This window comes from Variovorax nivicola (genome assembly GCF_051216475.1).
GTDB lineage: Bacteria > Pseudomonadota > Gammaproteobacteria > Burkholderiales > Burkholderiaceae_C > Variovorax.
In genome coordinates this window covers 1245088-1259323 of the sequence record NZ_JBPJZK010000001.1, presented here as the reverse complement: position 1 = coordinate 1259323, position 14236 = coordinate 1245088, and the positions used below count along the sequence as shown (strand labels likewise).

Sequence of the window (14236 nt, the reverse complement as noted above, 5' to 3'; positions counted from 1 at the left end):
GTTGCTCGTGGAGCAAAAGGAAGGGCTTCTGCAGAGGGAAAGTGGGTGCTCGTGGAGCCTTGTGGGGCTTCGTGGAGGACTGGATTGGCCTGCCCGGAGGGGATCGAACCCCCGACAACCTGCTTAGAAGGCAGGTGCTCTATCCAACTGAGCTACGGGCAGATTTCAGGCTGGAGAGAAGCCAAGAAAATCAATGACTTAGGAGGCTTTTCTCTTAAGCAGCAGCGGCGGATTCTACCGAGTTCCACCCCTTGGCTCGCCGCACTCCACGACCCGAAACGAAAAATGCACACAGCCCGCGAGTGACTGTGTGCATTTCATTTTTATGGTCGGGGCGAAAGGATTCGAACCTTCGACCCTCTGGTCCCAAACCAGATGCGCTACCAGGCTGCGCTACACCCCGACAAGCCTTCTATTCTAGCCCGGATATTGGCCGGTTCCCGAAGTTTCTCAGTCAGCGTTTCTCGTACTGCGTCTTGCCGAAAAGAATCTCGCGTTCTTTGTCTCCGGTGATCGGCTGGCGCAGATCGGCCAGCACCTTCACGCCGCGCTGCACGGCGGGGCGCGCGGCGATGCCGTCGAACCATTCTTTCAGGTGCGGAAAGTCGGTGAGGGTGATGCCCTGGTTTTCCCAGCTGCGCAGCCACGGGAAGATGGCGATGTCAGCAATCGAATAGCTCTTGCCGGCAATGAACTTGTTCTTCGACAGCTGCTTGTCGATCACGCCATAGAGGCGCTTGGCTTCGTTGCTGTAGCGGTCGATCGCATAGGCGATCTTCTCGGGTGCGTACAGGCGGAAGTGGTGCGCCTGGCCGAGCATGGGGCCGACGCCGCCCATCTGGAACATGAGCCACTGCAGCACGTCGTAGCGCTCGCGGTCGCCGGTGGGCAGAAACTTTCCGGTCTTGCCCGCGAGGTAGACGAGGATGGCGCCTGATTCGAAGAGCGAGATCGGCTTGCCGTCCGGACCGTTGGGGTCGGTGATGGCGGGGATCTTGTTGTTAGGGCTGATCTGCAGGAAGTCGGGCGCGAACTGGTCGCCCTTGCCGATGTTCACGGGGTGCGCGTGGTACGGCAGGCCGCACTCCTCCAGCATGATGTGAATCTTGTGGCCGTTCGGCGTGGGCCACGAATAGACCTCGATGGGCGATGCAGGCATGTTGTCTGGCACTCCGGTGGATTTGATGCGAGCCCGGCAGCTTATACGTGCGAGTTCAAACGCGTGCAGGCGCGGGAATTCATTCGCAATCTGCCCGACGAAATCTCAGCCGACCTGCTTCTCGTGCGCGTTGCACCACATCCAGTCTTCGCCGGGTTCGAGCGACTGGATGACGGGGTGGCCTTCGGCGTGCGAGTGCCTTGTCGCATGACGGTTCTTCGACGAATCGCAGCAACCCACGTGGCCGCAGTGCACGCACAGGCGAAGGTGGACCCAGGTATCGCCGGTCTTCAGGCAGTCTTCGCAGCCGCGTTGGCCGCGCTGGATATGAGGCTGCGCGATCTCGGCGGGCACGTGGTCGCAGGGCTTGATGGGCAACTTCGGGCTCCTTTGTCTTGACGATGGTTTGATTGGAATGCGCCTCTCATGCTACGGCCGAGGCCTGCGACAGGTGCTGATGAATCAGCGCGACCGCGGCCGCTCCTTCGCCGATGGCGCCGCCTACGCGCTTGACGGAGCCTGAGCGCACATCGCCCACGGCGAACACGCCCGACACGCTCGATTCGAGCGCCGTAGACGGTCGCGCCGGAAAGCCGCTGCTGGCGGCGGCACCGGTCAGCACGAAGCCATGCTTGTCGACCGCCACGCCGCAGCCGTCGAGCCACGAAGTCTCAGGCTCCGCACCCACGAACAGGAAGATGTTGCGCGCCGCACAGTCATGTTCGTTGCCTGAGGTATGACAGCGCCATGTCGCCCCGGTGAGGCCTTCGTCCGAGCCGCCATGCAGGCGCACAAGCTCGGTGTGCGGCTGCAGCGAGATGTTTGGCGTGGCCTCGATGCGGTCGATCAGGTAGCGCGACATGCTGGCCGCCAGCGACGGCCCGCGCACCAGCACGTTGACCTTGGCCGCGTGGCGCGACAGGAATACAGCGGCCTGGCCGGCCGAGTTGCCGCCGCCGACCAGCGCCACTTCTTGCTGCGAGCAGATCTTCGCCTCGATGGCCGAGGCCCAGTACCAGACGCCGCGGCCTTCGAATTCGGCGAGGCGCGGAACATCGGGGCGGCGGTAGCGCGCGCCGCTGGCGATGGCCACCGTGCGCGCGTGGATCGTGCGGCCGTCGGACAGCGCGATGGCAAGGCTTTCGAGCGGGTTGTTGCGCGAGCAGTCGAGCGACGCGACCTTGGCCGGAATCAGCATCTCGACGCCGAACTTCTGCGCCTGCACGAATGCGCGCCCCGCCAGCGCCTGTCCCGAGATGCCGGTGGGAAAGCCCAGGTAATTTTCAATGCGTGCGCTGGCGCCGGCTTGGCCGCCGAAGGCGCGGCAGTCGAGCACGATCACCCGCAGGCCTTCCGAGGCCGCGTAGACCGCAGTTGCCAGACCGGCTGGCCCCGCGCCGACGACGGCCACGTCGAACAGCTCGTTGCGCTCGGCGGTGTCGACCATGCCGAGGCAGCGCGCCAGCGCCTCGTCGGCCGGGTTGACCAGCACCGAGCCGTCAGGGCACACGGCCAGCAGTTTGCTGGCGCCGTACTGCGCGAGCAGCGCAGCCGCGTCGGGGTCTTCGGCGGCGTCGACCAGGTGATATGGATAGCCGTTGCGGCGAAGGAAGTTTTCCAGTCGCGCCATGTCGGGCGACTGGGGCTGGCCGATCAGCACCGGGCCGCTGGCGCCGGACTCGATCAGCGCCACGCGCCGCAAGATCAGCGCGCGGGTGATGCGCTCGCCCAAGTCGGCTTCGGCCACCAGCAGCGCGCGCAGTTGCGCGGGCGATACGAGCAGCGCCTCGACGTCTTCGTCGGCATGGCCGTCAACCAGGGCAGGGCGGCCGCTCAGCTGGCCGACTTCGGCCAGGAATTCGCCTGGCCCTTGTCGCACGATCGGCACCACATGGCCAAGGCCGTCGCGTTGCGTGACAGCGACAACGCCTTTCAGCAGCACGAACATGCCGGGGCCGGTTTCGCCTGCTGTAAATAGTCTGGTACCACGCGCGAACTGCTGCACGCTGCCAAAGCGTGCAATGCGCGCAATCTCCGTGTCACTGAGGACTGGAAAAGTCTGGTGAAGGCGGCTGCTGTCGGTGCCGGTTGCGTTGGTGGTGGCCATGGGTGAAAGCTCCATTTCGCGAATCCACCGCATTAGACGACGAAGCGGCACCAAGCGGTTTGCAGGCGTTTCAGAGGCGGCTTTGGGCTGTAACAACGTCACGTGCCTGCAATGTTCCTGACATGCCCGCTTCATCGCAGGTGCGGAGACTCCCTCGGCAGAAAGGGTTCCCCATGAAAGAACTGCCCAACCCGACGTTTCCGCTTTCGCAGATCGGGCTGCGCGCGGCCTTGTGGCCCGCTCCTGCAACCGGTGTGGCCACCGTTGCTGCCCGCACATCGGTGCCCCAGGCACCTGCTGTCATCCTGCCGCCGGTCGTCGAGTCCAAGCAAGGCATCACCGTGGGCTGGGCCCGCAACCTTGACGACGTGCGCGCCGCCCAACGCCTTCGCTACGACGTGTTCGTCGGCGAAATGGGCGCCCGGGTCTCGTCGCCGCTGGCCGGCCACGACATCGACCTGTTCGACGACTTCTGCGAGCACCTGCTGGTGCGCGACGAACTGACCCGGCAGGTCATCGGCACCTATCGTGTGCTCACGCCCGCCCAGGCCCGTCGCGTCGGCAGTACCTACAGCGATACTGAATTCGACCTCACCCGCCTGCGCGACCTGCGCGAGCGCATGGTCGAGCTGGGCCGCAGCTGCGTGCATCCCGACCACCGCCAGGGCGGCGTGATCCTCGCGCTCTGGGGCGCGCTGGCCGGCTTCATGCACCGCAACAAACTGGACACGATGATCGGTTGCGCGAGCATTCCGATGTCACATAACGGTGTCACGAACGGTGACGCCGCAGCCAGCATCTGGCGCCAGGTGTCGGCCAAGCACATGGCACCGATCCAGTATCAGGTGCAGCCCCGCCTGCCGTTGCCGGTCGAGCGGCTCGACAGTACGCTCGACGTGGAGCCGCCAGCGCTCATCAAGGGCTACCTGCGCCTGGGCGCGAAGGTGCTCGGTGCGCCCGCCTGGGATCCGGATTTCAACGCCGCTGACCTGCCGATGCTGATGCGCATCGACGACCTGCCGGCGCGCTACCGCAAGCACTTTCTGGGCGCATGAAGCCGGCGGCCGACCGGCCCGAAACCGGGCCGCCCGCTTCTCCGCTTGGTGCTGCCAGCCAGCACGCGACTGGCTCAGAGGCGTCACGAGACAGTCATGGAACTGTCACAAGAGGGGCTGACACTGTCATATTTCAGCCTACGTGTTCTCCTGTGCCGCTTGCTCCAGAATCAGTGTCCATGTCATCCGCCCCCGCAGATCCGTCGCTTGACGTTGCGGCACCCACGTTCACATTGCTGGACCGCGACCACAGCATTCTTTCGTTCAACGAGCGCGTGCTCGACTGGGCGCATCGCAAAGAGGTGCCGCTGATCGAGCGGCTGCGCTACCTGTGCATCGTTTCGTCGAATCTCGACGAGTTCTTCGAAGTCCGCGCCGCACCGCACTTGATCGCGGGCAGCGCTGGGGACCACAAGGGCACCTACACGGTCGAGTCGTTCGAACGGCTGGCCGAGGCAGCCCACAAGCTCGTGGCGCGCCAGTACGCGTTGTACAACGACGAGCTGATGCCGACGTTTGCGACGCACGGCATCCACATCATTTCGCATGGCGAGCGCAACCCGGCGCAGCGCAAGTGGGTCAGCGAGTATTTCGAGCGCGAAGTGCGCCCGCTGCTGATTCCGGTCGGGCTCGACCCGGCGCACCCGTTCCCGCAGGTGGCCAATAAGTCGCTCAACTTCATCGTGAGGCTGGGTGGCAAGGATGCTTTCGGGCGCGAAAACCCGATCCAGATCGTCAAGCTGCCGCGAGTTCTGCCGCGCCTCATCAAGATGCCGGCCAAGGTGTCGGACGGCAAGACGCTGTTCGTGGCGCTGTCTAGCGTGGTGCGCGCGCATCTGGCGAGCATGTTCCCGGGGCGCGAGGTGGGCGATTTCTCGCAGTTCCGCGTCACCCGGCATTCCGACCTTGCGGTGGACGAGGAAGACGTCAAGAACCTGCGCACCGCGTTGCGCCAGGGGCTGCAGCACAGGCACTATGGCCAGGCCGTACGGCTGGAAGTGTCGGCGAGTTGCGCCGAGTCTCTTGCGAGCTTCCTGCTGGCGCAGTTCAACCTGCCGCCCGAGGCGCTGTACCGCGTGCATGGCCCGGTCAACTTGGCCCGGCTCACGCAACTGGCCGACCTGCTCGACGAGCCGCAACTGCGCTTTCCGCCGTATCCGGCTTCCTACCCCGTTGCTCTGTCGCCCGGGCAGTCGTTCTTCGAGCGGCTGCAGCGCGGCGATGTGCTGATTCACCAGCCCTTCGAAAGCTTCGAGGGCGTGCTGGCCTTCCTGCGCGAAGCGGTGCTCGACCCGCAGGTGCTGGCGATCAAGCAGACCATCTACCGCACAGGTGCCGATTCGGAAATGATGGATCTGCTGCGCGAAGCCGTGCGCCGCGGCAAGGAAGTCACGGTGGTGGTCGAGCTGAAGGCGCGCTTCGACGAAGAGGCCAACATCAACTGGGCTGAAATGCTCGAATCGATCGGCGCGCAGGTGGTGTACGGCGTGGTCGGCCTGAAGACCCACGCCAAGATGCTGCTGGTGACGCGGCGCGAGGGCAAGCAATTGCGCCGCTACGGCCATCTTTCCACAGGCAACTACAACCCGCGCACCGCCAGGCTCTACACCGACATCAGCCACCTCACGGCCGATCCGATGCTGACGGCCGATATGGAGGCCGTGTTCGTGCATCTGGCGAGCCAGAGCCGTTTGCCCAAGCTCAACCGCATGTGGCTGGCGCCGTTCGACCTGCACAAGAATATCGTGGCGCAGATCGATGCGCTGGGCCTGGCCGCAGCGGCCGGCCAGTCGACGCGTATCGTCGCCAAGATGAATGCACTGACCGACGATGAAATCATCGCCTCGCTGGTCCGCGCGGGACAGAAGGGCGTGAAGATCGACCTGATCGTGCGCGGCGCATGCACGCTGCCCGCACAGGTGCCGGGTCTCACCGACAACATCCGCGTGCGCTCGGTGATCGGCCGCTTCCTCGAGCATTCGCGGGTCTTCTATTTCCGCAATGGCGAGGATGAATCGCTGTACTTGTCGAGCGCCGACTGGATGAACCGGAACATGATGCGGCGCATCGAGCTTGCGTGGCCCGTGACCGATCCGGGACTGCGCCAGCGGCTGATCGACGAGTGTCTGGTGGCCTACCTGCACGATGGACGCGACGCCTGGGATCTGGGCGCGGACGGCATCTACACGCGCGTCGATCACGATACGCATTCGGGCGAAGCGGGCGCATCGCCCGTCGTCGAGGCCCACGGTGCGCAGGCCGCGCTCATGAACCGCTACGCATCCAGAGGGCATCTCAGAGATGCATCCAGCAACTGAAGATCGAAAGACGATGACCATGGACTTGATCTTCTGGCGTCACGCCGAAGCCGAGGACTGGACCGAGGGTTGCGACGACATGCAGCGCTCCCTCACCGCGCGCGGCGAAAAGCAGGCCAAGCGGATGGCCACTTGGCTGGACCGTCAGTTGCCGGACGGCACGCGCATCATCTGCAGCCCCGCGCGGCGTTGCGAACAGACTGCGCTGGCGCTGGGCCGCAAATACAAGCTGCGTTCAGAACTCGCGCCTGACACAACGGCAGAGGCGCTGCTTGGCGCGGCCGGCTGGCCCAACGGCAAGTCGGTGGTGCTGATGATTGGCCACCAGCCATCGGTGGGGCAGGCCATTTCCCTGCTGCTGGGCCTCAAGCAGGACAGCTGCCCGGTTCGCAAGGGCGCGCTGTGGTGGATCCGCACGCGCGAACGCGACGGCGACGTGCAGACCGTCGTGGTGACGGTGCAGTCGCCGGAGCTGCTCTAACTAACTACCAAGCTAACTACCAAGATAAGGCGCGCAGTTCAGCAGCCGCTGAGCTCGACGCGCCAGCTGCTGATCTTCTGCCAGGCCAGCACCTCCTCGCGCAGGAGGTGCGCCGATTGCGGAAACGCTTCGGCCCAATCCGGGGCGCAAACGATGGTGAAGGCCCGTGCGCCCAGCGCCGCGAGGTGCAGCGCCTGCGGATCAGGGTCTCGGCGCGCGTGACACAGGATCACCGCGAGCCGCAGCGACAGCAACTGCATCACGAAGGTCTCGTCGTCCAGCGATGCTTCCAGCTTGCGCAGCTTGCCGCGCTGGCCCAGCACCAACTGGCCGAGCGCGTGCATTTCATTCACCGCGAAGCCGGGCGCGTCGGTGTTGTCGAGGATGTATGCGCCGTGCTTGTGATAGTCACTGTGCGAGATCAGTGTGCCGATTTCGTGCAACTGCGCTGCCCAGCCCAGCTTGCGCAACGCCCGGCCAGCCCGGCTTGATGTACTGCCACCACGCGCGGCTGGGGAGAGTTGCACGAACAGCGCGGCGGCCGTTTCGCCCACACGCTTGGCCTGAGTCGTGTCGACGGTGAAGCGATTGGCCAGCCGCGCCACCGTGGCGGTGCGCATATCGGCCACGCTTTCGTCGCGTTCCAGCAATTCATAGAGCACGCCGTGGCGCAGAGCGCCCTGGGCGACTTTCATCTCCTGGATGCCGAGCAGGTCGAACACCGCGCGCAGCACGCTCACCCCGCCGCCGATGACGGCCTTGCGGTCGTCCCGCATGCCGTCCATGCGCAGCTTGTCTGTGCTACCGGCCTTGAGCAGGCGGTCGAGCAGCCAGTCGAGTCCTTCGCGCGTGACGAGGCCGGGCTCGCCCCCCGCCGCAGCCAGCACGTCGCCGACGGCACCGATGGTGCCGGAGGCACCGTAGGCCACGTCCCACTGGTCGCGGGTGTAGGTGGCGAGGGCGTCGTCGAGCACGGCCTTGGCGGCCACTTCGGCCGCGCGAAAGGCGCTGGCGGTGAACAGGCCTTCGCCGAAATGCTTCATCGACCAGGCGACGCTGCCGACCCGGTACGACTCCATGCGGTCGGCCTCGAGGGCGTGGCCGATGATCATTTCGGTGGAGCGCCCGCCGATGTCGACCACCAGCCGGCGCTCGCTGTCAGATGCGTCGGTGTGCGGCAGCATGTGCGCTACGCCCTGATATATGAGACGGGCCTCTTCCCGGCCCGGGATCACGTCGATGCCGAAGCCCAGAATGGTGCGCGCGCGCAACAGGAATTCTTCGCGGTTGCGCGCTTCGCGCAGCGTTTGCGTGGCCACGGCCCGAACCTGCGAGCGCTTGAAGCCGGCCAGGCGTTCGCCGAAACGCGCTAGCGCGTCCCAGCCGCGCTGCATGGCCTCGGCCGTGAGGTTGCGTGCGCTGTCCAGGCCGTTGCCCTGGCGAACCGTCTCCTTGAGATATTCGGTGCGGTGGATCTGGCCGTGGTCGACCTGTCCGATTTCGAGCCTGAAGCTGTTCGAGCCCAAGTCGACTGCTGCGAGGCGGGTGCCGTTTTGCATGTGGTTCTGAAGAAGAAGGCGGTGTCTTTGTGTTTGATCGTAGCGCCGTGACAGGGCGCGCCACCTCCCGAATCGCGCAGTGGCGAGTCTCGGAAGGCTAGGCGCGGCGCATGACGGTTATGTGACAGCGTCACACGAATCACCGAGGAAAGAAAGGCATTTTCCCTCGACAGAGGGGTGTCACATTGATGTCACACAAGCTTTCTAGAGTCCGTCCAAGCCCAAAAAAGGGACTACTTCTTACTTCTAAAGGAAGCTTCATGAAAACGACGTTCAAATTTGCAACAGCCGGCCTCGTGGCTGCGGTGTTCTCCATTCCCGCCTTCGCACAGGACGTGACCGGTGCCGGCGCCAGCTTCCCGGCGCCGCTGTACGCCAAGTGGGCCTCCGACTTCAACAAGGCCACCGGCGTCAAGATCAACTACCAGTCGGTTGGCTCGGGCGCCGGCATCAAGCAGATCGAAGCCAAGACCGTCGACTTCGGCGCATCGGACGCCCCCCTGAAGGACGACGAACTGCAGGCCAAGGGCCTGATGCAGTTCCCCACCGTCATCGGTGGCGTGATCCCCGTGGTCAACATCCAGGGCATCAAGCCCGGCGAGCTGAAGCTCAACGGCCAGGTTCTGGGCGACATCTACCTTGGCAAGATCACCAAGTGGAACGACCCCGCCATCAAGGCACTGAATGGTTCGCTGGCTCTGCCTGACGCTGCCATCGCCCCGGTTCGCCGCGCCGACGGTTCGGGCACCAGCTTCCTGTTCACCAACTACCTGAGCAAGGTCAACGCCGAGTGGAAGACCAAGGTCGGCGAAGGTACGGCCGTGAACTGGCCCACCGGCGCGGGCGGCAAGGGCAACGAAGGCGTCGCCGCCTTCGTGAACCGTCTGCCCAACTCGATCGGCTACGTCGAGTACGCCTACGTGAAGCAGAACAAGATGACGTACGCCCAGCTGCAGAACGCCGCCGGCACCTTCGTGTCGCCCGACGACTCGGCATTCAAGGCCGCTGCTGCCGGCGCTGAATGGAACAAGAGCTTCTACCAAGTGCTGACCAACCAGGCCGGCAAGGACGCATGGCCCATCACCGGCGCTACCTTCATCCTGATGCACAAGGTGCAGGACAAGCCCGCCAACGCGACCACCGTGCTCAAGTTCTTCGACTGGGCCTACAAGAGCGGCGACAAGACTGCCGACGAACTCGACTACGTGCCGATGCCTGACGCCGTGAAGGCCACCATCGCCAAGGCATGGGGTGATGTGAAGGATGCGTCGGGCAAGGCCGTCGCGTTCAAGTAACCCTACCCATCAGTCCAGGACGGCGCGCCCATGAGCAATTCTTCGCTCCAGGACGCGCCGCTTTCGTCTTTGCCGGAGCGACCAGTGTCATCCACCTTTCCCGCCGCCACCACCTCTCTCGACCTCGCGGCCGAGCGCGGTCGTGCCACTGCACCCCCGCCGCCCGTGAAGGCTCCGCGCTCCGGCCCAATGGCCGACCGGCTGTTCGGCTGGGCCGCCAAGGGCGCCGCGCTGCTGACGCTCGCGATGCTCATCGGCATTCTGTTGTCGCTGGTTGTCGGCGCCTGGCCCGCCATTTCGAAGTACGGCCTCGGCTTTCTCACGAGTAGCGTGTGGGACCCGGTCAAGGAGGAGTACGGCGGCCTGGTCATGATCTACGGCACGCTGGCCACCTCGATCATCGCGCTGGTGATTGCGGTGCCGGTGAGCTTCGGCATTGCGCTTTTCCTGACGGAACTCTCGCCCAACTGGCTCAAGCGCCCGCTGGGCACGGCCATTGAATTGCTGGCGGCGGTGCCTTCCATCGTCTACGGCATGTGGGGCCTGCTGGTGTTCGGCCCGATTCTTTCCAGCTGGGTGCAGCAGCCGCTGCAGAAGCTGCTCAGCGGCGTGCCGTACCTCGGCGCGCTGGTGTCCGGCCCGCCGGTGGGCATCGGTATCCTGTCGGCCGGCATCATCCTGGCGATCATGATCATTCCGTTCATTGCTTCGGTGATGCGCGACGTGTTCGAAGTGACGCCGCCGCTGTTGAAAGAGTCGGCCTATGGTCTCGGCTCCACCACCTGGGAAGTCGTTTCCAAGGTCGTGCTGCCTTACACCAAGGCCGGCGTCGTCGGCGGCATCATGCTCGGCCTCGGCCGGGCGCTGGGTGAAACCATGGCGGTCACGTTCGTGATCGGCAACATGAACCAGCTCAACTCCCTTTCCGTGTTCGAGGCTGCCAACAGCATCACCTCGGCACTTGCCAACGAATTCGCCGAAGCTGGCGCGGGCCTGCATCAGGCCGCGCTGATGTACCTCGGCCTCGTGCTGTTCTTCATCACCTTCGTCGTGCTGTCGCTCTCCAAGATGCTGCTGGCCAAGATGAAGAAGAGCGAAGGAACCAAATCGTGAGCACCGCTCAGAATCTTCTCGCGGCCAAGGCATTGGCCGAAACGCGCCAGGCCAAGTTTGCCTCGCGCAACCGCGTCAACAAGATCGCGCTCACGCTGTCGCTCGCCGCGATGGCCTTCGGCGTGTTCTGGCTGGTCTGGATCCTTTGGGAAACGCTGCGCCAGGGCGTGGGCGGCCTCGCCCTCGCCACCTTCACCGAAATGACGCCGCCGCCAAACGAGGCGGGTGGTATCGCGAACGCGATCTTCGGCTCGTTCGTGATGGTGATGCTGGCCACCTTCGTGGGTACGCCCATCGGCATCATGGCCGGCATCTACCTGGCCGAATACAACCCCAAGGGCTGGCTCGCCTCGGTCACGCGCTTCGTCAACGACATCCTGCTGTCGGCGCCGTCGATCGTGATCGGCCTGTTCGTTTATGCCGTGGTGGTGGCCTATTTCAAGACTTTCTCGGGTCTGGCCGGTGCAATCTCATTGGCACTGATCGTGATTCCGGTGGTGATCCGCACCACCGAGAACATGCTGCAGCTGGTGCCGCCGGGCCTGCGTGAAGCGGCCTACGCGCTCGGCACGCCGAAGTGGAAGGTCATCCTCAGCATCACGCTGCGCGCTGCCCGCGCCGGCGTGGTCACCGGGGTGCTGCTGGCCGTGGCGCGCATTGCCGGCGAAACCGCGCCGCTGCTCTTCACCGCGCTGAACAACCAGTTCTGGACCGCCGACGTGAGCCAGCCGATGGCCAGCCTGCCGGTCACGATCTTCAAGTTCGCGATGAGCCCGTACGAGAACTGGCAACAGCTGGCATGGGCCGGCGTGTTCCTGATCACCATTGCCGTGCTCGCCCTCAATATCCTGGCGCGGATCCTGACGCGCAACAAACACTGAACCCAGCAGAAGAAGACAACATGCCAAATACCGTTGCACAACCGTCGCGCTCGAAGATCTCGGTCAAGGATCTGAATTTCTACTACGGCAAGTTCCACGCGCTCAAGGGCATCAACCTCGAGATTCCCGAGAACAAGGTCACGGCCTTCATCGGCCCTTCGGGCTGCGGCAAGTCGACCCTGCTGCGCACATTCAACCGCATGTTCGAGCTCTATCCGGAGCAGCGCGCCGAAGGCACTATCGCCCTCGACGGCGAGAACCTGCTTACTTCGAAGCAGGACGTGGCGCTGATTCGCGCCAAGGTCGGCATGGTGTTCCAGAAGCCCACGCCGTTCCCGATGTCGATTTACGACAACATCGCCTTCGGCGTGAAGCTGTTCGAGAACCTCTCGGCCAGTGAAATGGACGACCGCGTTGAATGGGCCCTGAAGAAGGCCGCGCTGTGGACCGAAGTACGCGACAAGCTGCAGCAAAGCGGCTCGGGCCTCTCCGGCGGCCAGCAGCAGCGCCTGTGCATTGCGCGCGGCATCGCGATCAAGCCCGAAGTGCTGTTGCTCGACGAACCCTGCTCGGCGCTCGACCCGATCTCGACCGCGAAGATCGAAGAACTGATCGCCGAACTCAAGAATGAGTACACGGTGGTCATCGTGACGCATAACATGCAGCAAGCCGCCCGCTGCAGCGACTACACCGCCTACATGTACCTCGGCGATCTGATCGAGTTCGGCGCCACCGAGCAGATGTTCTTCAAGCCGCAGCGCAAGGAGACCGAGGACTACATCACCGGCCGCTTCGGTTGAAGTCAAAGGAGACAACATGACCGAGAAACACCTTTCCAGCCAGTTCGACAGCGAACTCAACGGCGTCTCGTCGCGCGTGATGGAGCTCGGCGGCATGGTCGAGTCGCAGATTCACCAGGCCGTGTACGCGCTGCTGCAGTTCGACGTCGAAGCGGCCGACCGCGTGATGGAAACCGAGCAGCGCGTCAACGCGATGGAAATCGATATCGACCGCGAGCTGTCGTCGATCATTGCGCGCCGCCAGCCCACGGCACGCGACCTGCGCCTGCTGATCGCCATCAGCAAGACCACTGCCAACCTCGAACGCGTGGGCGACGAGGCCAACAAGATCGCGCGCATGGTCAAGTCGATCATCGAGAGCGGTTCGGCCCGGCAGTTGCCCACGACCGAGCTGCGCATTGCGGCCGATCTGGCCTCGGGCCTGCTGCGCAAGGCGCTCGACGCCTTCGCGCGGCTTGACACCTCCGCGGCGTTGTCCATCCTGAAGGACGACGACCTGATCGACAAGGAGTTCGACGGGTTCGTGCGAAAGCTGGTCACCTACATGATGGAAGACCCGCGCACGATCTCCGCCAGCCTGGACCTGCTGTTCCTGGCCAAGGCAATCGAACGTATTGGCGACCATGCCAAGAACATCGCCGAATTCATCATCTACATCGTCAAGGGCGCCGATGTCCGGCACACTTCGATGCAGGAAATCGAGTCCGCGCTGCAGTAACAACAGCGGCAAGACTCCCAAGAAAGCATGAAGAAACCCCGTGTCCTGATCGTCGAAGACGAGTCCTCGATCGCCGAGCTGATCGCCGTCAACCTGCGCCATAACGGCTTCGAGCCAATCTGGTCGGAAGATGGTGCTGCAGCCCAGCGTGAGATCGACGCCTTCCTGCCGGATCTGATCCTGCTCGACTGGATGCTGCCGGGCCAGAGCGGCCTGCAGCTCGCGCGCCAGTGGCGCAAGGACCCGCGCACCAAGGCCATTCCGATCCTGATGCTGACCGCGCGCGGCGATGAACCCGACAAGGTCGCTGGCCTCGACGCCGGTGCCGACGACTACATCACCAAACCGTTTTCGACCCAGGAAATGCTGGCCCGCATCCGGGCGGTGCTGCGTCGCCGGGCGCCGGAAGTGGTCACGGAGCGCGTCGAAATTGGCGAGTTGGCGCTCGACACCTCCACGCATCGTGTGACCTGGCAGGGCGGCGCCTTGAAGGTCGGGCCAACCGAGTTCAAGCTGTTGGCTTACCTGATGCAGCATGCTGAGCGTGTGCACAGCCGCGCGCAACTGCTCGACAAGGTTTGGGGCGACCACGTTTACATCGAAGAGCGCACGGTCGACGTGCACGTCAAGCGCCTGCGCGAATCGCTGGGTGCGGCGGCACCGATGGTCGAAACCGTCCGCGGAGCGGGCTATCGCCTGACCGCCCAAGTCACGGTTTGACCGCCGTGGCTCCCCTTGGCCGCGGGCGCG

13 protein-coding genes and 2 tRNA genes are annotated in these 14236 nt (G+C 64.3%); 9 read left to right on the top strand and 6 right to left on the bottom strand.

What is annotated here, in order from left to right; all coding sequences use genetic code 11:
- Positions 1-85 precede the first annotated feature (85 nt).
- From ACSFBF_RS05910 to ACSFBF_RS05890, 5 genes are all read right to left on the bottom strand, one after another.
- Positions 86-162, bottom strand: a tRNA-Arg gene (locus ACSFBF_RS05910).
- Between the two features lie 164 nt (positions 163-326).
- Positions 327-403 (bottom strand) — tRNA-Pro (locus ACSFBF_RS05905).
- Between the two features lie 51 nt (positions 404-454).
- Positions 455-1159: a glutathione binding-like protein gene (locus ACSFBF_RS05900; protein ID WP_435465399.1), complete on the bottom strand. Its 705-nt coding sequence runs from the start codon at positions 1157-1159 to the stop codon at positions 455-457.
- A gap of 105 nt (positions 1160-1264) precedes the next feature.
- The gene (locus ACSFBF_RS05895; RefSeq protein WP_435465398.1) at positions 1265-1537 is read right to left on the bottom strand and encodes a UBP-type zinc finger domain-containing protein; all 273 of its coding nucleotides are present in this window, start codon (positions 1535-1537) and stop codon (positions 1265-1267) included.
- 46 nt (positions 1538-1583) lie between these two features.
- Positions 1584-3266, bottom strand: a complete 1683-nt coding sequence (locus ACSFBF_RS05890) for an FAD-dependent oxidoreductase (RefSeq protein WP_435465397.1) — start codon at positions 3264-3266, stop codon at positions 1584-1586.
- A gap of 173 nt (positions 3267-3439) precedes the next feature.
- On the opposite strand from ACSFBF_RS05890, the gene ACSFBF_RS05885 reads away from it, so the two are divergent.
- The 3 genes from ACSFBF_RS05885 to ACSFBF_RS05875 are packed head-to-tail and all read left to right on the top strand — an operon-like array spanning position 3440 to position 7120.
- Entirely contained in the window at positions 3440-4321 is an 882-nt protein-coding gene (locus ACSFBF_RS05885; RefSeq protein ID WP_435465396.1) for a GNAT family N-acetyltransferase, read from the top strand.
- Positions 4318-6639: a polyphosphate kinase 1 gene (ppk1, locus tag ACSFBF_RS05880; RefSeq protein WP_435465395.1), complete on the top strand. Its 2322-nt coding sequence runs from the start codon at positions 4318-4320 to the stop codon at positions 6637-6639. Before ACSFBF_RS05885 ends, ppk1 begins: the two co-directional genes overlap by 4 nt.
- Before the next feature lie 19 nt (positions 6640-6658).
- Positions 6659-7120 (top strand): SixA phosphatase family protein, encoded by a 462-nt coding sequence (locus ACSFBF_RS05875; protein WP_176928784.1) that lies wholly within the window; start codon positions 6659-6661, stop codon positions 7118-7120.
- Between the two features lie 38 nt (positions 7121-7158).
- Here the strand turns inward: ACSFBF_RS05875 and ACSFBF_RS05870 are convergent, their stop codons facing one another.
- Positions 7159-8679 carry a Ppx/GppA phosphatase family protein gene (locus ACSFBF_RS05870; protein ID WP_435465394.1) on the bottom strand — a complete coding sequence of 507 codons (1521 nt, stop codon included), beginning with the start codon at positions 8677-8679 and terminating at the stop codon, positions 7159-7161.
- Between the two features lie 260 nt (positions 8680-8939).
- Between ACSFBF_RS05870 and pstS the strand changes: the two genes are divergently transcribed.
- Genes pstS through phoB form a run of 6 tightly spaced genes read left to right on the top strand, consistent with a single transcriptional unit; the run spans position 8940 to position 14206 of the window.
- Complete coding sequence (gene pstS, locus ACSFBF_RS05865) at positions 8940-9974, top strand: phosphate ABC transporter substrate-binding protein PstS (protein ID WP_435465393.1); 1035 nt, start codon at positions 8940-8942, stop codon at positions 9972-9974.
- Positions 9975-10004: 30 nt separating this feature from the next.
- Positions 10005-11087, top strand: a complete 1083-nt coding sequence (pstC, locus tag ACSFBF_RS05860; RefSeq protein WP_435465392.1) for a phosphate ABC transporter permease subunit PstC — start codon at positions 10005-10007, stop codon at positions 11085-11087.
- Positions 11084-11968 (top strand): phosphate ABC transporter permease PstA, encoded by an 885-nt coding sequence (gene pstA, locus ACSFBF_RS05855; protein ID WP_435465391.1) that lies wholly within the window; start codon positions 11084-11086, stop codon positions 11966-11968. Before pstC ends, pstA begins: the two co-directional genes overlap by 4 nt.
- A gap of 20 nt (positions 11969-11988) precedes the next feature.
- Positions 11989-12768, top strand: a complete 780-nt coding sequence (gene pstB / locus ACSFBF_RS05850; protein ID WP_021007056.1) for a phosphate ABC transporter ATP-binding protein PstB — start codon at positions 11989-11991, stop codon at positions 12766-12768.
- Between the two features lie 16 nt (positions 12769-12784).
- A complete protein-coding gene (phoU, locus tag ACSFBF_RS05845; RefSeq protein ID WP_093054321.1) occupies positions 12785-13486 on the top strand; it encodes a phosphate signaling complex protein PhoU in 702 nt (233 codons plus the stop codon).
- A gap of 27 nt (positions 13487-13513) precedes the next feature.
- Positions 13514-14206 (top strand): phosphate regulon transcriptional regulator PhoB, encoded by a 693-nt coding sequence (phoB, locus tag ACSFBF_RS05840; protein ID WP_007836652.1) that lies wholly within the window; start codon positions 13514-13516, stop codon positions 14204-14206.
- Positions 14207-14236 lie beyond the last annotated feature (30 nt).